Genomic DNA, 19,297 nt, shown 5'->3' with positions numbered 1-19,297 from the left:
GGCCAATCCTATGCAGCGACCGCGATCCGCCCCGTAGCCCGGCCGCGACGCGACCCGATCGCCCGGCAGGCCAGGTAGATCACGAACGAGATGGTGGTGACGAAGCTGGACACCGGCACGCCAGGGGCCAGCGACAGCAGGATGCCGCCGACCGCGGCGATCTCGGCGAACAGGATCGAGAACAGCGTCGTCCGGAGCGGGCTCGAGGTGATCCTGGCCGCGGCGGCCGCGGGCGTGATCAGCAGCGAGAGCACCAGCAGCGCGCCGACGATCTGCACGCCGAGCGCCGCGGCGACGCCGACCAGCACCGCGAACACGATGGACAGAGCTCGGACCGGAACGCCGCGGGCCCGCGCGACGTCCGGATCGGTGCTCGCGAACAGCAGCGGCCGGTACACCACGACCAGCACCGCCAGCACCAGCACCGCGCACACCAGCAGCAGCTGCAGGCCGCTGTTGCCCACCCCGACGATCTGGCCGACCAGCAGCGAGAAACTGGTGCCGGTGCGCCCCGGGTACAGCCACATGAACAGCACGGACAGGCCGAGGCCGAACGAGAGGACCACGCCGATCACCGAGTCCCGTTCGCGCACTTTGGATCCGAGCAGTGCGAACAGCACGGCGGCGAACACCGAGCCGACGATGGCGCCGAGTCCGACGCTGATCCCGGCCAGCAGCGCGGCGGAGGCGCCGGTCAGCGACAGCTCGCTGGTTCCGTGCACCGCGAACGACATCTGCCTGCTGATGATCAGCGGACCGATCGCACCCGCGAGCAGGCCGAGGATGGCCGCGGCGAGCAGGGCCTGCTGCACGAAGTCGTACTGCAGCAGGTCGATGGTGGCCTGCCAGTCGAACATCTTCGAAAACGTGTCTGCGAGCTTCTCGTTCATTCGTGCGCCTCGTGGTGGATTCCGTCGGCGCCCGTGGAACCGAGCGCGTCGATGGCGTCGCCGGTGCCGACGACGACCAGCCGTCCGCGCACATGCAGCACCTCGACGTCCGTCTGGTACAGCTCGGAGAGCACCTCCGAGGTCATCACCTCGGCGGCCGTCCCGATCCGGAACCGCCCGTCGACCAGGTACAGCACCCGGTCGACCAGCGGCAGGATCGGGTTGATCTCGTGGGTGACGAACAGCACGGCCGTGTCGTGGCCCAGCCGGCGCTGGTTGATCAGGTCGGAGACCCGGTGCTGGTTGGCCAGGTCCAGGCTGAGCAACGGCTCGTCGCAGAGCAGCACCTTGGGATCGCCGACCAGAGCCTGGGCGACCCGCAGTCGCTGCTGCTCGCCGCCGGACAGCGAGCCGACCGGCGCATCGGCGAAGGCCCGGGCGCCCACCTGGTCGATGGCGTCGTCGACGATGGTCCGGCGGGAACGGCGGGAGCGGAACCCGGTGCCCCAGCGGTGACCGTCCACGCCGAGCCCGACCAGGTCGCGCCCGCGCAGCGGCAGGCCCTCGTCCATCGTCTTCTGCTGCGGCACGTATCCGACGTGGGAGTTCCCGGTCCGGGCAGGCGTTCCCGCGATCGTGGCGGTGCCCTCGGACAGCGGGAGCTGGCCGAGCAGGACCTTCAGGAGTGAGGTCTTGCCGGACCCGTTGGGCCCGAGGACCGCGATGAACTCGCCCTGCTCGACGCTCAGGTCCAGTCCGGACCACAGCGTGCGGTCGCCGTAGGCCAGCCGGGCGCCTCTCAGTTCGACGGCGGGTGTTCGGCTGACGCTCGGTGCGTCGGGGGCAGGGTGGGTCACGGGGCCATTCCGGGTCTGGTTGTCACGCGGCTCGTTGCCGGCACGCGTGACCGGTGGATTCTTCTTCGGCGCGCGGTTTCTCAGTGGGCGGCGTTCAAGGCCGCAGCGAGCGATTCGGCGGTGCGGGTCTGCCACTGAATGTAGTCGAACCCGTCTGGCAGGGTCTCGGTGACTTCGACGACGGGGATGCCCGCCGATTCGGCGGCCTCACGGATGTTCTGGGTCGCCTTGTCCTGCGTCTGGCTGTTGTAGACCAGGACCTTCACCTTCTTGTCGGCGAGCAGATCCCGCGTCGCGGCGACGGCCGCGGGCGGCGGGTCGTTGCCGTCCTCGATGGCCTTCGTGAAGTCCTGCGGCGTCTCGTCCCTGAGGTCGGTCGCCACCAGCAGGTAGTGCGCGATCGGCTCGGTCTGCGCGACCGGTGCCTGTGGATGCGCGGTGGCGATCGAATCCGTGATGGCCGTGACGGCGTGCAGTTGTTCGTGGAAGGTCGCCGCGTTGGTGGTGTATGCGGCGGCGTTGGTGGGGTCGATCGTGCCGAGTTCGGCGGCGATCTGCTTGGCGACAGCGTCCACGGTCGGGATGTCGTACCAGACGTGTTCGTTCACGCCGCCGTTGTCGTGGTCGTGGCCGTCGTGCGAGTCGTGCTCGGCGGCAGCGGGTTCCGCGGGGGCGGTGGTGGCGCCTGCCGGGGCGGCAGCCTCCTCGACCACGTGATCGTGGTCGCCGTGCAGGTCGGTATCGGTGCCGTACAGGGCGAACGCGTCGACGGTCCGCTTGCCCGGCGTGCCTGCGAGGACGTCGTCGATGAACTCGTCGTAGCCGCCGCCGTTGTAGACGACCAGGTCGGCATCGGTGATGGCGGCGGCGTCCCGGGGGCTGGCCTCGAACGAGTGCGGGTCGGCGAACGCGTCGTCGATGATCGAGGTGACGTCGGCCCGGTCGCCCGCGACGGCCGCGGCCACCGAGCCCCAGACGTCGGTGGAGGCGACGATGTTGGCGCGCTGCCCATCGGCGAGCGGGGTGCCCGCGCCTGCGTCCGGGTCGGACGAGCAGGCGGCGAGGGTCAGTGCCCCGACGAGCGCCAGGCCGGCAATGGCGAACGCCGAGCGGCGCCGGGTCGGGGCGGTGAGCGGCGTCAGATCTCCCTTGGGCATGGCCTAGATACTAATGGAAATCGTTTCCGTTGTACATTGGAGGGGGCGTGCTGACGGTCACTCGCGGCATTGCGTACCGTCCCGTTATGCCCAGGTCCCGTCATCCGCGCCGTCAGGCGACGCTGGCGTCCCTGGCGGCGGAGCTCAAGGTCTCCCGTACGACGGTCTCGAACGCCTACAACCGGCCCGATCAGCTTTCGACCGAACTCCGCGAACGGGTGCTCGAGGCGGCCAAGCGGCGCGGTTACCCCGGCCCGGACCCGGTCGCGCGCTCGCTGCGCACCCGCAAGGCGGGCGCGGTCGGCCTGCTGCTCACGGAGGCGCTGAGCTACTCCTTCCGGGATCCGGCCGCGATGAGTTTCCTGGCCGGTCTTGCCGAGTCCTGCGAGGCGGCGGGGGAGGGACTGTTGCTGATCCCGGCCGGGCCGCGGCGTGACGACGTCCAGTCCGCAGCCGTGGTTCAGCAGGCAGGCGTGGACGGTTTCGTCGTCTACTCCGTGGCCGACGACGACCCGTACCTGGCCGCGGTCCTCGAGCGCCGCCTGCCGATGGTGATCTGTGACCAGCCGCGCGAGATCGAGGGCGCGTCGCTGGTCGGGATCGACGATCGCGGCGCGATGCGCAAGATCGCCGACTATCTGTTGTCGTTGGGGCACAAGGACATCGGCGTGATCTGCATGCGGCTCGGCCGGGACCAGCGGGACGGTGTGGCGGGCGCCGACCGTCTCGATTCGCCGAACTTCCACGTCCAGCGCGAACGGATCGCCGGGGTGCGCGACGCCCTTGCCGCTGCCGGGCTGGACCCGCGATCGTTGACCGTCATCGAGCGCGCGGAGCACAGCTCCCGGTCCGGTCACTCGGCGGCCGAGCAGGCGCTCGCGACCGATCCACGGATCACCGCGCTGCTGTGCACCACAGATGTGTTGGCGCTCGGTGCCCTGGACTTTGCGCGGTGGCGCGGCATCGACGTACCCGGCCAGCTGTCCATCACCGGGTTCGACGGCGTCGACGAGGCGCTGCGCGAGGGCTTGACCACAGTCCGTCAGCCCGCGGAGGAAAAGGGCAGGCGGGCCGGGGCGCTGCTCCTGACGCCCTCACATTCCGGTGTGGCCACCGTCGAGATGCTCGACACCGAATTGGTGCGCGGTCACACCGCGGCGCCGCCGCCCGCCTGACCGGGCTCAGTACCTGGCGAGGTTCTGCGTGGCCCAGACCCGGCCATCCAGTGGCGCCGCAAGGGGTACCCCCCCAGAGCGGAGCTCGTGCCGGCCCCGTCCGACTACCCCCGGAACACCAGCAGCGGCACGTGGAGCTCGGCGGAGGTCAGTGATCCGTGATGACCGATGAGCATGGACTGGAGCGGCTCGGCGCCGGTTCGGATCAGCGCGCTCGATCCGCGGGCTATCGCGATCACGTCACCGATCCGTTCGGTGGCTGCGGGGGAGACGGTCGGACCGAACCAGCCGTTGTCGATCGCCTCGGCGCGGGTCAGCACCGCGAATTCGTCGCCGAGGCGGTCCCGCCAGGACGCGACGACCTGGTCGGCGGCGCCGTCGTCTGTATAGACGTGGCGGGCCCGGGGCTCGCCGCCGATCAGGTGGACGCCCTCCGTCAGTTCGGGGGACGTATCGATGTCGACGGGGGATCGCACCTCGACCATGCCGTGGTCGGCGGTGACGATCAGCGCGGCGTCGCGTGGCAGCCGCTCGGCGAGCTGGCGTGCCATCAGGTCGACCTGCGCCAATTCCAGCGCCCACGCGGCCGAGGCCGGGCCCCTGGCATGCCCGGTCAGGTCCAATTCGCCGTGATAGGCGTAGACAAGGGATCGAGAACCCAGCCGGAGCGCACTCGCCGACGCGTCGACCAGGTCGCCGAGCGAGAAGCTGGGCAGGAACTCCCCGCCGCGCAGCGCGGCCCGGGTCAGTCCGGAACCGCCCTGGTAGGGCGGGGCCACCCTGGATACGGAGATGCCCGCCGCGGCGGCGCGCTCGAAAGCGGTCGGCGTCGGCTGGAATTCCTCGGGTACCAATTCCTTGAGCAGGTCCACCCGGGGGCCCTCGCCGTGCAGGCGCCACTTCAGCGGATTCATCAAGCGGTCCTGCCCGGCCGCGGGGATGAGGTAGCCGACCACTCCGTGCTGTCCGGAGGGCAGTCCCGTGCCGAGCGAGGCGAGGCTGGTCGCCGTCGTGGTCGGGAAGCCCGCGGTCAGGATGGGGCCGAGTCTCGCGGAGAGAAAGGGTGCCGCCTCGGGGTGTGACGCCAGCAGTTCGGCGCCGAGTCCGTCGATCAACAGCACGCAGACGCGGGAGACGCCCGAGAGGTCGAGCCCGATCCGGTCGGTCTCGCCGGCCACGCCGAGGTGAGCGAGCACGGAGGGGACGAGGTCGGACAGCGTCGCCTGGCCATAACGGGGTGCGAGGAGCATGACGCCAGGCTATCCGCGCCCTCCGAATGAAGGGGCGCAAGCGAAACCAATTCCCAAGAATGGCGCTGACCAGGCGATTTGACGCTGTGTTCTTGTTCGCGTAACTTTTGTCGAGTCAGAGCGACACGGACACCGACCCGGCCGAGAGGCGCGGGACACGAGGTTGGACGTCAGGCGCCAGACCATCCCGAAGTTTAGAGCCGGTTTCGATCGGTTCTTCTTCACTGCCTTCTCAGTGTGGTGGGGCCGGTTTTGACCGGGTCTGCTCGATGAGATAGGCTGGAACAGTTGCCCCGGAGCGGCCGAGAACGAGTTTCTTGGCAGCGATGGTGTGTGCGTGTTCTTTGAGAACTCAACAGTGTGCCGATGAATGTCAGTGCCAATATTTTGGTACTCCACACTCACTCTTTCCAATTGGATTCAGTGGTGTGGGTATTTGCTGGCTCTTTTCCTTCTTCCGTCGGAGAGGGGTCAGTGTTTGAAGCTAGTTTGAGTTTTTGAATGCTAGTGATTTGACTCGATGTCTATGACTGATTAGCAGGTTCGCCTGTGAAATCTAGAGTCTTCAACGGAGAGTTTGATCCTGGCTCAGGACGAACGCTGGCGGCGTGCTTAACACATGCAAGTCGAGCGGTAAGGCCCTTCGGGGTACACGAGCGGCGAACGGGTGAGTAACACGTGGGTGATCTGCCCTGCACTTCGGGATAAGCCTGGGAAACTGGGTCTAATACCGGATATGACCAAAGGCTGCATGGCTTTTGGTGGAAAGGTTTACTGGTGCAGGATGGGCCCGCGGCCTATCAGCTTGTTGGTGGGGTAATGGCCTACCAAGGCGACGACGGGTAGCCGACCTGAGAGGGTGACCGGCCACACTGGGACTGAGACACGGCCCAGACTCCTACGGGAGGCAGCAGTGGGGAATATTGCACAATGGGCGAAAGCCTGATGCAGCGACGCCGCGTGAGGGATGAAGGCCTTCGGGTTGTAAACCTCTTTCAGCAGGGACGAAGCGAAAGTGACGGTACCTGCAGAAGAAGCACCGGCTAACTACGTGCCAGCAGCCGCGGTAATACGTAGGGTGCGAGCGTTGTCCGGAATTACTGGGCGTAAAGAGTTCGTAGGCGGTTTGTCACGTCGTCTGTGAAAACCCACCGCTCAACGGTGGGCCTGCAGGCGATACGGGCAGACTTGAGTACTGCAGGGGAGACTGGAATTCCTGGTGTAGCGGTGAAATGCGCAGATATCAGGAGGAACACCGGTGGCGAAGGCGGGTCTCTGGGCAGTAACTGACGCTGAGGAACGAAAGCGTGGGTAGCAAACAGGATTAGATACCCTGGTAGTCCACGCCGTAAACGGTGGGCGCTAGATGTGGGTCCCTTCCACGGGATCTGTGTCGTAGCTAACGCATTAAGCGCCCCGCCTGGGGAGTACGGCCGCAAGGCTAAAACTCAAAGGAATTGACGGGGGCCCGCACAAGCGGCGGAGCATGTGGATTAATTCGATGCAACGCGAAGAACCTTACCTGGGTTTGACATATACTGGAAAGCTGCAGAGATGTAGCCCCCCTTGTGGCCGGTATACAGGTGGTGCATGGCTGTCGTCAGCTCGTGTCGTGAGATGTTGGGTTAAGTCCCGCAACGAGCGCAACCCCTATCTTATGTTGCCAGCGCGTTATGGCGGGGACTCGTAAGAGACTGCCGGGGTCAACTCGGAGGAAGGTGGGGACGACGTCAAGTCATCATGCCCCTTATGTCCAGGGCTTCACACATGCTACAATGGCCAGTACAGAGGGCTGCGAGACCGTGAGGTGGAGCGAATCCCTTAAAGCTGGTCTCAGTTCGGATCGGGGTCTGCAACTCGACCCCGTGAAGTCGGAGTCGCTAGTAATCGCAGATCAGCAACGCTGCGGTGAATACGTTCCCGGGCCTTGTACACACCGCCCGTCACGTCATGAAAGTCGGTAACACCCGAAGCCGGTGGCCTAACCCTTGTGGAGGGAGCCGTCGAAGGTGGGATCGGCGATTGGGACGAAGTCGTAACAAGGTAGCCGTACCGGAAGGTGCGGCTGGATCACCTCCTTTCTAAGGAGCATTCTCCAGCAGACGTCCTCGAACAGTCGAGGTCGTGTCTGGCAGAGCCCGTTTAGTGAACACTGTTTCGCTGCGGGAGCTCATGGGTGGACGCTGACAAGCTTTTCCGCGTATCGGTTGGTCCCTTGTGGCCGGCCGGCGGTCAATATATCGGCATACTGTTGGGTCCTGAGAGAACACGCGAGTGTTTCTTTCTAGGCAAGAACTTACAAGTGGGAGACCGCAGGTCATACCGTGAGGGGTGGGAACATCCTTTGGCTGGTGTCTGCATGAGGTTTTCTGGTTGTGTGTTGTTTGAGAACTGCACAGTGGACGCGAGCATCTTTGTTGTAAGTAATTAAGAGCGTACGGTGGATGCCTTGGCACCAGGAGCCGATGAAGGACGTAGTAGGCTGCGATAAGCCTCGGGGAGCTGTCAAACGAGCTGAGATCCGAGGGTCTCCGAATGGGGAAACCCAGCCACAGTGATGTGTGGTTACCCGCGCCTGAATATATAGGGCGTGTGGAGGGAACGTGGGGAAGTGAAACATCTCAGTACCCACAGGAAGAGAAAACAATAGTGATTCCGTGAGTAGTGGCGAGCGAAAGCGGAAGAGGCTAAACCATGTACATGTGATAGCCGGCAGGCGTTGTGTGCGTGGGGTTGTGGGGCCTTTCTTCTCATCACTGCCGTGGTGGGCGAGAGTAAGAAACCGGGTTGTTAGTCGAAGTGGTCTGGAACGGCCTGTCGTAGAGGGTGAGAATCCCGTAGACGAAAACTTCCCGGCTCTCGTGAATGGTTCCCAAGTAGCAGCGGGCCCGTGAAATCTGCTGTGAATCTGTCGGGACCACCCGATAAGCCTGAATACTCCCTGGTGACCGATAGCGGACTAGTACCGTGAGGGAAAGGTGAAAAGTACCCCGGGAGGGGAGTGAAATAGTACCTGAAACCGTGCGCTTACAATCCGTCAAAGCCTTTGAGCAGCTTGCTGCTGGGGGTGATGGCGTGCCTTTTGAAGAATGAGCCTGCGAGTTAGTGGCATGTGGCGAGGTTAACCCGTGTGGGGCAGCCGTAGCGAAAGCGAGTCCGAATAGGGCGTTTCAGTCGCATGCTCTAGACCCGAAGCGGAGTGATCTACCCATGGCCAGGGTGAAGCGACGGTAAGACGTCGTGGAGGCCCGAACCCACTTAGGTTGAAAACTGAGGGGATGAGCTGTGGGTAGGGGTGAAAGGCCAATCAAACTCCGTGATAGCTGGTTCTCCCCGAAATGCATTTAGGTGCAGCGTCGCGTGTTTCTCACCGGAGGTAGAGCTACTGGATGGTCTAGGGGGCCCACAAGCTTACCGAAATCAGCCAAACTCCGAATGCCGGTGAGTGAGAGCGCGGCAGTGAGACTGCGGGCGATAAGGTTCGTAGTCGAGAGGGAAACAGCCCAGATCGCCAGCTAAGGTCCCTAAGCGTGTACTAAGTGGAAAAGGATGTGGGGTCGCGAAGACAACCAGGAGGTTGGCTTAGAAGCAGCCACCCTTGAAAGAGTGCGTAATAGCTCACTGGTCAAGTGATCCTGCGCCGACAATGTAGCGGGGCTCAAGTACACCACCGAAGCTGCGGCATTCATGCAATACACCTCGGTCATTCTAAGGAGTGGCCGGCAGTGGTATGGATGGGTAGGGGAGCGTCGTGCAGCCATGGAAGCGTCGGAGTGATCCAGGCGTGGAGGCTGCACGAGTGAGAATGCAGGCATGAGTAGCGAAAGAAGAGTGAGAAACTCTTCCGCCGAATGACCAAGGGTTCCTGGGCCAGGTTAATCCGCCCAGGGTGAGTCGGGACCTAAGGCGAGGCCGACAGGCGTAGTCGATGGACAACGGGTTGATATTCCCGTACCCGTGTAAACGCGCCCATGGTGAATCAGTGATACTAACCGCCCTGAAGCCGGCTAATGTTCCTTCGGGATCATGGTCGGGGGATGCGCGGGACCTGATCTGGTAGTAGCCAAGCGATGGGGTGACGCAGGAAGGTAGCTGAGCCAGTCAGTGGTAATACTGGTGTAAGCGTGTAGGGAGTGGCATAGGCAAATCCGTGCCACACATATCCTGAGACGTGATGCATAGCCGATTGAGGCGAATTCAGTGATCCTATGCTGCCGAGAAAAGCCTCTAGCGAGCTTTTACACGGCCCGTACCCCAAACCGACACAGGTGGTCAGGTAGAGAATACTAAGGCGATCGAGATAACTATGGTTAAGGAACTCGGCAAAATGCCCCCGTAACTTCGGGAGAAGGGGGGCCTCGTCTGGTGATCGGATTTACTCCGTGAGCTGGGTGGGGCCGCAGAGACCAGTGAGAAGCGACTGTTTACTAAAAACACAGGTCCGTGCGAAGTCGTAAGACGATGTATACGGACTGACGCCTGCCCGGTGCTGGAAGGTTAAGAGGACCGGTTAGCTTTTCGGAGCGAAGCTGAGAATTTAAGCCCCAGTAAACGGCGGTGGTAACTATAACCATCCTAAGGTAGCGAAATTCCTTGTCGGGTAAGTTCCGACCTGCACGAATGGCGTAACGACTTCTCAGCTGTCTCAACCATAGACTCGGCGAAATTGCATTACGAGTAAAGATGCTCGTTACGCGCGGCAGGACGAAAAGACCCCGGGACCTTCACTATAGCTTGGTATTGGTGTTCGGTTCGGTTTGTGTAGGATAGGTGGGAGACTGTGAAGCGGGCACGCCAGTGTTCGTGGAGTCATTGTTGAAATACCACTCTGATCGTATTGGACATCTAACCTCGGACCATGATCTGGTTCAGGGACAGTGCCTGGTGGGTAGTTTAACTGGGGCGGTTGCCTCCCAAAATGTAACGGAGGCGCCCAAAGGTTCCCTCAGCCTGGTTGGCAATCAGGTGTTGAGTGCAAGTGCACAAGGGAGCTTGACTGTGAGACTGACAGGTCGAGCAGGGACGAAAGTCGGGACTAGTGATCCGGCACCGGCAAGTGGAAGCGGTGTCGCTCAACGGATAAAAGGTACCCCGGGGATAACAGGCTGATCTTCCCCAAGAGTCCATATCGACGGGATGGTTTGGCACCTCGATGTCGGCTCGTCGCATCCTGGGGCTGGAGTAGGTCCCAAGGGTTGGGCTGTTCGCCCATTAAAGCGGCACGCGAGCTGGGTTTAGAACGTCGTGAGACAGTTCGGTCTCTATCCGCCGCGCGCGTTAGAAACTTGAGGAAGGCTGTCCCTAGTACGAGAGGACCGGGACGGACGAACCTCTGGTGTGCCAGTTGTTCCACCAGGAGCACCGCTGGTTAGCTACGTTCGGAAGGGATAACCGCTGAAAGCATCTAAGCGGGAAGCCTGTTCCAAGATGAGGTTTCTCACCCCCTTGAGGGGGTAAGGCCCCCGGCAGACCACCGGGTTGATAGGCCAGAACTGGAAGCACGGTAACGTGTGCAGGTGACTGGTACTAATAGGCCGAGGACTTACCACAAAGAAGCTACGCGTCCACTGTGCGGTATCTGAAACAACACACGTTTTGTTTCAAGAACCGGAACGAATCCACTGAGATTGATATCGATTTGGGTTTTGACTGTGTTCCGTGTGAAAATTTCACAGAGTTACGGCGGCCATAGCGGAGGGGAAACGCCCGGCCCCATTCCGAACCCGGAAGCTAAGCCCTCCAGCGCCGATGGTACTGCACTCGACAGGGTGTGGGAGAGTAGGACACCGCCGAACATAAATTGCGAATGCCTCGCATCACAGACTCGAAAGAGACTGCGATGCGAGGCATTTCGCATATCCGGGGCAGGAACACACACACACGCCCCGCCGGCCACCGCCCCCGGCCACTCGCCGAGTGTGCACCGACCGACGTCCCTTCTCGGGCGATGCCCCGACAACTGCACACTCGACACCACACCCCAGCCGGCCGAGTGTGCACCTACCGACGTCCCTTCTCGGGCGATGCCCCGTCCCCCAAGCACTTCGTGCAGGGAGGTACCCCAAACTGCACACTCGACGAGAAAGCCCGGCCGTCGAGTCGACGGCCGGGTGTCTCAGTACTGCGGTATCAGCTCAGCAGGTGCGCGCAGCGCAGCAGGCCGAGATGGCTGTACGCCTGCGGGTGATTGCCGAGCGAACGCTCGGCCACCGGGTCGTACTCCTCGGCGAGCAGTCCGGTCGGGCCCGCCGCATCGACCAGTTGCGCGAACAGGGCCTCGGCGTCCGAGCGCTCCCCGATCAGCAGGTAGGCCTCGATCAACCAGGCCGCGCACAGGTGGAATCCACCCTCGCCGCCGGGTAGGCCGTCGTCGTGGTGGTACCGGTACACGGTCGAGCCGCTGCGCAGCTCCGCCTCGGTGGCCCTGACCGTCGCGATGAACCGCGGATCGGTCGGGTCGATGAGCCCGGAGAGCCCGATGTGCAGCGTCGCCGCGTCCAGATCGGTGCCGTCGTAGGCAGCGGTGTACGAGAGCGCACGATCGCTCCAACCGCGATCCTTGACCTCGTCGGCGATCTCGGCCCGTAGCGCCGTCCATCCGGGGCCGGACTGCCGGCCGAAACGCTCGGCCAGGGTCAGGGCCCTGTCGACGGTGACCCAGCACATGACCTTCGAGTACACGTGGTGGCGCGGGTTACCGCGGATCTCCCAGATGCCGTTGTCCGGTTCGTCCCAGCGGCGCTCGACCGCGGAGACCATGGCCTGCACCAGGTTCCAATCGGCGTCGGTGAGTACCTCGGTCAGTCCTGCTTTCTCGCGAGCCTCGGCGAGGTGCGAGATCAGGTCGACGATGGGACCGAAGACGTCGAGCTGCACCTGTGAGTTCGCGGCGTTGCCGACTCGGACCGGCCGTGAGCCCGAGTAACCGGGGAGGGAGTCGAGCACCGCCTCGGGCGGCAGGTTGGCGCCGTAGATCGTGTACAGCGGATGCAGGCGCTCGGGACCGGGCAGCGTCTCGAGCACCCCGTGCACCCACTCCAGGAAGTCCTCGGCCTCGCCGAGCGAGCCGAGCGAGACGAGCGCGGACGCGGTCAGCGACGCGTCCCGGAGCCAGCAGTAGCGGTAGTCCCAGTTGCGGACGCCACCGATCTCCTCGGGCAGCGAGGTGGTGGCCGCGGCCAGGATCGAGCCCGAGTCTGCGTGCACGAGGCCCCGCAGCGTCAGGGCGGAGCGCTTCATCAGCCCGCGCTTGCGGGCGGGCAGGGTCAGGCCGTCGGCCCAGTCGCTCCAATACGACTCGGCCAGCGACCGGCGCTCCGACTCCGGCACGGAGGTCGGTCCGAGTTCCGTGGTGCCGCAGCGCAGTTCGAGGACGATCGGTCCCTGCGCGGGGTCGATGACGGCACGCGCGCTCTGCTGGACACCGTCGCTGGTGATCTCCCACTCGATGCCGGGGGAGCGCAGTACGAGCGGATCGCTGGTTCCGTACACCCGCAGGCCTTCGGCCTCCTGCTCGAGGTGCACCTGCACCTGTCCGAACTCGGGACGCGGCGCGAAGGTCACCACGGCCTTGGCCTGACCCGTGATCACGCGGGTGAGGTCGGTGCGGCCCTGCTCGACGTCGTGGGGTAGGTAGTCGGTGACCTGCAGGCTCGCCCAACGGGTCTCGACGGTCATGGTGCCGTCGACATACCGCTGGCTGAGCGGCAGCGCCTCCCGCAGGGGCCCGACCGTGAAGTGGCCGGCGCCGACGCCGCCGAGCAGGTGCGCGAACACCGCGGCGGAATCGGGCTCCGGATGGCAGAGCCAGGTCAGGGTGGCGTCGGGGGTCAGCAGCGCGACCGTCCTGGGGTTCGCCAGCATGCTGAGACGCTCGATCGGGGTGGCGCTTTCGCCGTGGAGCCAGGTGCGCCGCTCCTCGAGCAGGAACGCCAGCGCGGCGGAGACGTCCTCGGTGCTCGACACCCGGAACTCGGCGAGCGATTCGCCGGGGCCCACCTTCACGCCGAGATCCGGTCCTTGGAGCCGGCTGAACGCCTTCTCGTCGGTGATGTCGTCGCCGAAGAACACGGTGGCGGAGGCGCCCTCGCGGTGCCGCAGGATGTCGAGCGCCTCGCCCTTGTCTGTGGTGATCACCGCGAGTTCGATCACGGCCTTGCCCTCGGTGACCTGTACGCCGTTCCAGGTGGCGGCACCACCCCGGACACGCGACAACGCCGCCTCGGCGATCTCGGGGGCGGCATTGCGCACGTGCAGGGCTGTGCTGGCAGGCTTGGTCTCGACGGTGACGCCCGGGCCCGCGGCGGCGACGGCCTGTAGCTCCTCGGTGACCTCCCGAAGCAATCGCTTGGCGTCGTCGTCGATCTCGCGCACGAAGCCGACGTCGAACTCGGAGCCGTGGCTGCCGACCAACTGCACCTCGACCGGGAGTCGGGACAGCATCGCCAGGTCCCGGAGCGCACGGCCCGAGATCACCGCCGATGTGGTGGCGGGCAGGCTCGCCAACGCGCGGAGGGCCCGCACGGACTCGGCGTGCGGGAAGGCTTTCGCGGGGTCGGAGACGATGGGCGCCATCGTGCCGTCATAGTCCGACGCCACGAGGAGCCGAGGCGTTCTCGCGACTGATACGAGACGCCTGCGAAGCTCGACGGGTAGGTCTTGCGCACTCACTGCGCAAAGTCTACTTACGCGACGCCCGGATCCTTGTAACCGCCGCCGAGAAGGAGTTCGACGGTCAGCTCCAGGCGCTTGGCGACGTCCGTCGCGGAGGAGCGACGGGTGAGCCAGGCGACGAGGTTCGAGAGCCACACATCGGAGATGACGCGAGCGATCGCGAGCTGCTCCTCGCTCGGCTCGCCGTCGCTCATCGCGCGGGCGAACAGCGAGTCCATCAGCTTGCCGACCTGATCGACCTCGGCGGCCGCGGAGGCGTCGGCGAACATGAAGGCTCGGGTCATGGCCTCGGTGAGCAGCGGATCGCGCTGCATCGCCCGGGTGATCTGGCCGAGGATCAGGTGCATGCGCTCGATCGGGGTGTCGCCGGGCGGCAACTTCTTGCGGGAGTCGATCTTCTCGAACTCGCGGGCGAGCGAGGACACCAGGAGGTGGACCTTCGACGGGAAGTACCGGTACAGGGTTCCCACCGCGACATCGGCACGCTCGGCGACGGCGCGCATCTGCACGGCCTCGTAGCCGCCCTTGGACGCGAGGGCCAGGGTGGCATCGAGGATCCGCTTGCGACGCTCGCGCTGCGCGTTGGAACTGAGATCCTCGTCGGTCAGCGTCGAGACGGCCCCGTTGGTCGAGGCGGTCTTAGCCGCGGAACGGGTTCGAGATGAGGAGGTCATCCACAGATTCCTTGATATCGGCGAGTAGTTGAGTTCGTGCAGTTCGTGCCAGGTCTTGACTCTTGCCCAGCCCACATATTAGAACACGTTCTAGACAAATTTGTCAGTAATGAAAGGTTGGCCTCCCTTGTGACAATCGCCACGACAGACGAGCAGCGTGCCGTCCAGGAATCGATTCAGGCCTGGGCCCGCGCGACGAACCCGATCGAGACGCTACGGCAGGGGCCGGCCGATTCGTGGCGGTCGCACTGGTCCGCCATCTCGGACCTCGGCCTGTTCTCGGTCGCGCAGGCCGAGGAGGTCGGCGGCGCCGACGGCGAGATCGTCGACCTCGCGGTGATGCTCGAGCAGGCGGCCGCCGCGCTGGCCGCGGGTCCTGTGCTCTCGACCGCGCTCGCGGCGCTGGTCGTCGGCCGCAGCGGCGAGGCCGCGGCCAAGCAGTGGGGCCCCGAACTGGCCGAGGGCAACCTGCCGGTCGGCGTCGTGATCGACGGCGTCGTGACGGCCGAGGCCGACGGTGACGGCGGCCTGGTCCTCAGCGGTGAGGCCGGGCTCGCGCTCGGCGGCGCGCCCGGTGTCGGCGTGCTGCTCGCGGCCTCGCGTGGCGACGACACCGTGTGGTGCCTCGTCGATGCCGAGGCGGACGGACTGACCGTCGAGGCGTTGGAGAACGTCGACGTGAGCACCCCGCTGGGTCGGGTGTCCTGTGCGGGTGTCCGGGTGAGTGCGGACCGGATCGTCGTCGGGCTGCGCCCCGGACTGGTCAGGGATCTGGCCGCGACCCTGGTCGCCGCGGAGGCGGCGGGTGTGGCGGGCTGGTGCCTGCGGACCGCCGTCGAGTACGCGAAGATCCGCGAGCAGTTCGGCAAGCCGATCGGCTCGTTCCAGGCCATCAAGCACCTGTGTGCCGAGATGCTCTGCCGCGTGGAGCAGACCCGGGCCGTGGCCTGGGATGCCGCGGTCGCGGCGGAATCGGACGCCGAACTGCCCATCGCGGCCGCGGTCGCCGCGTCGGTCGCCCTCGATGCGGCCGTGGACACCGCCAAGGACTGCATCCAGGTGCTCGGCGGTATCGGCTTCACCTGGGAGCACGACGCGCACTTCTACCTGCGACGGGTCCTCTCGCTGCGGCAGCTGCTCGGCGGCGGCGCGTACTGGCGGGCTCGGGTGGCGGAGCTCACCCAGGCGGGCGAGCGCAGGCACCTGACCGTCGATCTGGGTGACCTCGAGGCCTCGCGTCCCGAGGTGCGCGCCGAGATCGGGGCGATCGTCGCGTTGCCCGAGGAGGAGCGTCGCGCCGCGTTCGCCGAGTCCGGGTACCTGGCTCCGCACTGGCCGGCGCCGTACGGAAAGTCCGCGAAGGCGGCCGAGCAGATCCTGATCGGCGAGGAGCTGGTGCGCGCCGGACTGGAGACGCCGAACCTGGTCATCGGGTGGTGGGCGGTGCCGACGATCCTCGAGCACGGCACGTCCGAGCAGATCGAGCGGTTCGCGATGCCCACGCTGCGCGGGGATCTGATCTGGTGCCAGCTGTTCTCCGAGCCGGGTGCAGGCTCCGACCTCGCGGCACTGCGCATGACCGCCGAGAAGGTCGACGGGGGCTGGGTCCTCAACGGTCAGAAGGTGTGGAATTCCCTGGCCCGCGAGGCGGATTGGGGCATCTGCCTGGCTCGCACCGACAAGGATGTGCCCAAGCACAAGGGCATCACCTACTTCCTGGTGGACATGCGCACCGCGGGGATCCGGGTCTCGCCGCTGCGCGAGATCACCGGCGACGAACTGTTCAACGAGGTGTTCTTCGAGAACGTGTTCGTGCCCGACGACGGCGTGGTCGGGCAGGTCAACGGTGGGTGGAAGCTGGCCCGCACCACGCTCGCCAACGAGCGCGTCGCGATGAGCGGCGGCTCCTCGCTGGGCAAGGCGATGGAGGAGCTGCTCGAGCTGGCCGAGCGCGGCGGCCCGAACGCCGTGACCGAGGACCGGGTCGGCTTCCTGATCGGCGAGGCCATGGTCGGCTCGCTGCTCGAGCACCGCACCACCCTGCGTCAGCTCGACGGACAGGATCCCGGTCCCGAGTCGAGCGTGCGCAAGCTGGTCGGTGTCCGGCACCGCCAGGCGGTCGCGGAGTTCGCGCTGGAGCTGTCCGGGCCGGGCGGCGCCATCGAGGGCCCGCTGTCCCGGGAGTTCCTGAACACCCGGTGCCTTTCGATCGCAGGCGGCACCGAGCAGATCCTGCTGACGGTGGCCGCGGAACGGATCCTCGGGCTGCCGCGGGACTAGCTGCGGCAGGAAGTGCCCGGCATGGGGGCGAAGCGTTGCTCCCGTGCCGGGCCCGAACCGTTGTCCCCGTGCCGGGGAGCTGATACAACTAGAACAAGTTCTAACTCGTAGGCGGGATTGTTCAGCGTGGATTTCTCTCTGGATCAGACACAAGAAACGGTGGCGGAGATCGTCGTGGGGCTGTTGGCCCGCGAGGTCTCCGATCCCGCCGATACCAGCGGCTTCAACCCAGCGTTGTGGGAGGCGATGGCGAAGGCCGACCTGCTCTCGCTCGCGGTGCCGGAGCGGCTCGGCGGCGCCGGGCTGGGCCTGCCCGAGGTGTTGCCGCTGCTCACCGAGACCGGCCGCGGTGCCGCGCCGGTGCCTGCGCTGGCCACCCTCGGCTTCGGCCTGCTCCCGGTGCTCGCGCTGGGGACGCAGGAACAGCAGGACGCGATCCTCGCCGAGGTGGCGACCGGTCGGGTGCTCACCGCGGCTCTGAACGAGCCCGGAGCGGCATTTGCGGCGTCGCCGTCGACCACCGCGGTCGCCGACGGTGACGGTGTCGTCGTCAACGGCCTGAAGGTCGCCGTTCCGTTCGCCGACCTCGCCTACCGGATCCTGGTGCCGACCGACGCGGGCGTCGTGCTCATCTCGCCCGACGCCCCCGGCGTCACGCTGGCCAAGATCTCCTCGTCCTCGGGCAGCCCGGAGTTCTCGGTGCGGCTCGACGGCGTACGGGTCCCCGCGGCGGAGGTGCTGGGAGGCGACAACGCCACCCTGTACCGGATCGCGCTCGCGAGCATCGGTGCCTACACCGACGGACTGCTCGCAGGCGCCACCACGCTGACCGCCGAGCACCTGCGCACCCGTGAGCAGTTCGGCAAGCCCCTGGCGACCTTCCAGGCCGTGGCCCAGCAGATCGCCGACGTCTACGTGACGTCGCGGACCCTGCACGTCTCGGCGCTGGCGTCGGGCTGGCGGGTGGCCGAGGGCCTCGAGGCGGATGACGACCTCGAGGTGCTGGCCTACTGGATCGCGGCAGAGGTGCCCGCCGCGATGCGCACCCTGCACCACCTGCACGGCGGGTTGGGTGTGGACGTGACCTACCCGATGCACCGCTACTTCTCCATTGCCAAAGACCTGGCCCGCCTCGTCGGCGGCGCCTCATCTCGACTCGACCTCGTGGGGGCCCGGTGTTCATCGATCTGACACCCGAACAGCGTGAGCTGCAGGCGGAACTGCGCCGTTACTTCGCAGGCCTGATCTCTCCGGAGGAGGCCGAGATCATGCTCACCGAGCGGCACGGCCCCACTTACCGTGAGGTCATTCGACGGATGGGCAAGGACGGCTGGCTCGGCGTCGGCTGGCCGGTGGAGTTCGGCGGCCGTGGCTTCGGCGAGATCGAACAGCAGATCTTCGTCAACGAGGCTGTGCGGGCGGATGTTCCGCTGCCGTCGGTCACCCTGCAGACCGTCGGCCCGACGCTGCAGACCTACGGAACCGAGGAGCAGAAGCGCAAGTTCCTGCCCTCGATCCTCGCGGGCGAGGTGCACTTCGCGATCGGCTACTCCGAGCCGGAGGCGGGCACCGACCTGGCCGCGCTGCGCACCACGGCGGTGCGCGACGGCGATGAGTACATCGTGAACGGCCAGAAGATCTTCACCACCGGTGGCCACGACGCCGACTACATCTGGCTCGCCGTGCGCACCGGCGACGCGGACTCGCGCCACCGCGGCATCTCGATCCTCATCGTGGACACCAAGGATCCCGGTTTCACGTGGACCCCGATCATCACCGCCGACGGAGCCCACCACGTCAACGCCACCTACTACTCCGACGTCCGCGTGCCCGCGAGCATGCTGGTCGGGGAGGAGAACAAGGGCTGGCGCCTGATCACCACCCAGCTGAACCACGAGCGCGTCATGCTCGGACCGGCCGGCCGTGTCGCGGGCCTGTACGAGAAGGTGCACGAGTGGGCGGCCAAGCGGGACCTGCTCTCCGAACCCGACGTGCAGCGCGGCCTCGGCGAGATCCATGCGACCTACCGGCTCAACGAGCTCCTCAACTGGCAGGTTGCTGCGGCGACCGGCGACGTGGACATCGCGGACGCGTCGGCGACGAAGGTCTTTGCGACCGAGCGCATCCAGCGTGTCGGCCGGATCGCGGACGAGATCATCGGCGCGCACGGCGACCCGGGTGACCCGGAGACCGCGAAGCTGATGCGCTGGCTCGACGTGCAGGTCAAGCGGAACGTGGTGATCACCTTCGGCGGCGGCGTCAACGAGGTCATGCGCGAGCTCATCGCGATGGCCGGCCTCGGCCTGCCGAAGGTGCCCCGATGACCGCGGCGGAGGTTTCA

General features: G+C 65.7%; 10 protein-coding genes and 3 rRNA genes. 7 read left to right on the top strand and 6 right to left on the bottom strand.

Annotated features, from left to right (window positions below; translation table 11 throughout):
- Nucleotides 1-8: 8 nt before the first annotated feature.
- The 3 genes from JOE46_RS14805 to JOE46_RS14795 form a co-directional block, all read right to left on the bottom strand.
- Nucleotides 9-890, bottom strand: a complete 882-nt coding sequence (locus JOE46_RS14805; protein WP_209927693.1) for a metal ABC transporter permease — start codon at nt 888-890, stop codon at nt 9-11.
- Nucleotides 887-1,747 carry a metal ABC transporter ATP-binding protein gene (locus tag JOE46_RS14800; RefSeq protein ID WP_209927692.1) on the bottom strand — a complete coding sequence of 287 codons (861 nt, stop codon included), beginning with the start codon at nt 1,745-1,747 and terminating at the stop codon, nt 887-889. Before JOE46_RS14800 ends, JOE46_RS14805 begins: the two co-directional genes overlap by 4 nt.
- 80 nt (nt 1,748-1,827) lie before the next feature.
- Entirely contained in the window at nt 1,828-2,904 is a 1,077-nt protein-coding gene (locus tag JOE46_RS14795; protein WP_209927691.1) for a metal ABC transporter solute-binding protein, Zn/Mn family, read from the bottom strand.
- A gap of 86 nt (nt 2,905-2,990) precedes the next feature.
- Between JOE46_RS14795 and JOE46_RS14790 the strand changes: the two genes are divergently transcribed.
- Nucleotides 2,991-4,079 (top strand): LacI family DNA-binding transcriptional regulator, encoded by a 1,089-nt coding sequence (locus JOE46_RS14790; RefSeq protein ID WP_097212964.1) that lies wholly within the window; start codon nt 2,991-2,993, stop codon nt 4,077-4,079.
- Nucleotides 4,080-4,183: 104 nt separating this feature from the next.
- On the opposite strand, the gene JOE46_RS14785 is transcribed toward JOE46_RS14790, so the two are convergent.
- Nucleotides 4,184-5,329 carry an alkaline phosphatase family protein gene (locus JOE46_RS14785; RefSeq protein WP_209927690.1) on the bottom strand — a complete coding sequence of 382 codons (1,146 nt, stop codon included), beginning with the start codon at nt 5,327-5,329 and terminating at the stop codon, nt 4,184-4,186.
- A gap of 565 nt (nt 5,330-5,894) precedes the next feature.
- Between JOE46_RS14785 and JOE46_RS14780 the strand changes: the two genes are divergently transcribed.
- From JOE46_RS14780 to rrf, 3 genes are all read left to right on the top strand, one after another.
- Nucleotides 5,895-7,410, top strand: a 16S ribosomal RNA gene (locus tag JOE46_RS14780).
- 336 nt (nt 7,411-7,746) lie between these two features.
- A 23S ribosomal RNA gene (locus JOE46_RS14775) occupies nt 7,747-10,879 on the top strand.
- A 128-nt stretch (nt 10,880-11,007) separates the two neighbouring features.
- Nucleotides 11,008-11,124 (top strand): 5S ribosomal RNA (gene rrf, locus JOE46_RS14770).
- Together the 16S, 23S and 5S rRNA genes form the textbook arrangement of a ribosomal RNA operon.
- 334 nt (nt 11,125-11,458) lie before the next feature.
- On the opposite strand, the gene otsB is transcribed toward rrf, so the two are convergent.
- Together otsB and kstR are read right to left on the bottom strand one after the other, a co-directional pair.
- On the bottom strand, nt 11,459-13,999 hold the full coding sequence (gene otsB / locus JOE46_RS14765) for a trehalose-phosphatase (RefSeq protein WP_097214259.1): 2,541 nt from the start codon (nt 13,997-13,999) through the stop codon (nt 11,459-11,461).
- A gap of 14 nt (nt 14,000-14,013) precedes the next feature.
- Nucleotides 14,014-14,676 carry a cholesterol catabolism transcriptional regulator KstR gene (gene kstR / locus JOE46_RS14760; protein WP_136910817.1) on the bottom strand — a complete coding sequence of 221 codons (663 nt, stop codon included), beginning with the start codon at nt 14,674-14,676 and terminating at the stop codon, nt 14,014-14,016.
- A gap of 129 nt (nt 14,677-14,805) precedes the next feature.
- Here kstR and JOE46_RS14755 point away from each other — a divergent pair, with 129 nt between their 5' ends.
- The 3 genes from JOE46_RS14755 to JOE46_RS14745 all read left to right on the top strand — a co-directional run bounded on the left by JOE46_RS14755 (nt 14,806) and on the right by JOE46_RS14745 (nt 19,280).
- Nucleotides 14,806-16,956: an acyl-CoA dehydrogenase gene (locus JOE46_RS14755; protein WP_209927688.1), complete on the top strand. Its 2,151-nt coding sequence runs from the start codon at nt 14,806-14,808 to the stop codon at nt 16,954-16,956.
- 126 nt (nt 16,957-17,082) lie between these two features.
- The gene (locus tag JOE46_RS14750; RefSeq protein WP_097214308.1) at nt 17,083-18,147 is read left to right on the top strand and encodes an acyl-CoA dehydrogenase family protein; all 1,065 of its coding nucleotides are present in this window, start codon (nt 17,083-17,085) and stop codon (nt 18,145-18,147) included.
- Nucleotides 18,132-19,280, top strand: coding sequence for an acyl-CoA dehydrogenase family protein (locus tag JOE46_RS14745; RefSeq protein WP_077042938.1), 1,149 nt, complete (start codon nt 18,132-18,134; stop codon nt 19,278-19,280). The genes JOE46_RS14750 and JOE46_RS14745 overlap by 16 nt, the downstream gene beginning before the upstream one ends.
- Nucleotides 19,281-19,297: the final 17 nt, after the last annotated feature.

This window comes from Rhodococcus sp. PvR099 (assembly GCF_017833315.1).
GTDB classification, from domain to species: domain Bacteria; phylum Actinomycetota; class Actinomycetes; order Mycobacteriales; family Mycobacteriaceae; genus Rhodococcus_G; species Rhodococcus_G oryzae.
Note: the sequence above shows the minus strand (reverse complement) of the source record. Positions and strands in the feature narration are given on the sequence as shown.

Bases quoted from the DNA above. Each gene is read 5' to 3' on its own strand.
- JOE46_RS14790 (WP_097212964.1), top strand. From the start codon at position 2,991: ATGCCCAGGTCCCGTCATCCGCGCCGTCAGGCGACGCTGGCGTCCCTG.
- kstR (WP_136910817.1), bottom strand. From the start codon at position 14,676: ATGACCTCCTCATCTCGAACCCGTTCCGCGGCTAAGACCGCCTCGACC.
- JOE46_RS14785 (WP_209927690.1), bottom strand. From the start codon at position 5,329: ATGCTCCTCGCACCCCGTTATGGCCAGGCGACGCTGTCCGACCTCGTC.
- JOE46_RS14795 (WP_209927691.1), bottom strand. From the start codon at position 2,904: ATGCCCAAGGGAGATCTGACGCCGCTCACCGCCCCGACCCGGCGCCGC.
- JOE46_RS14805 (WP_209927693.1), bottom strand. From the start codon at position 890: ATGAACGAGAAGCTCGCAGACACGTTTTCGAAGATGTTCGACTGGCAG.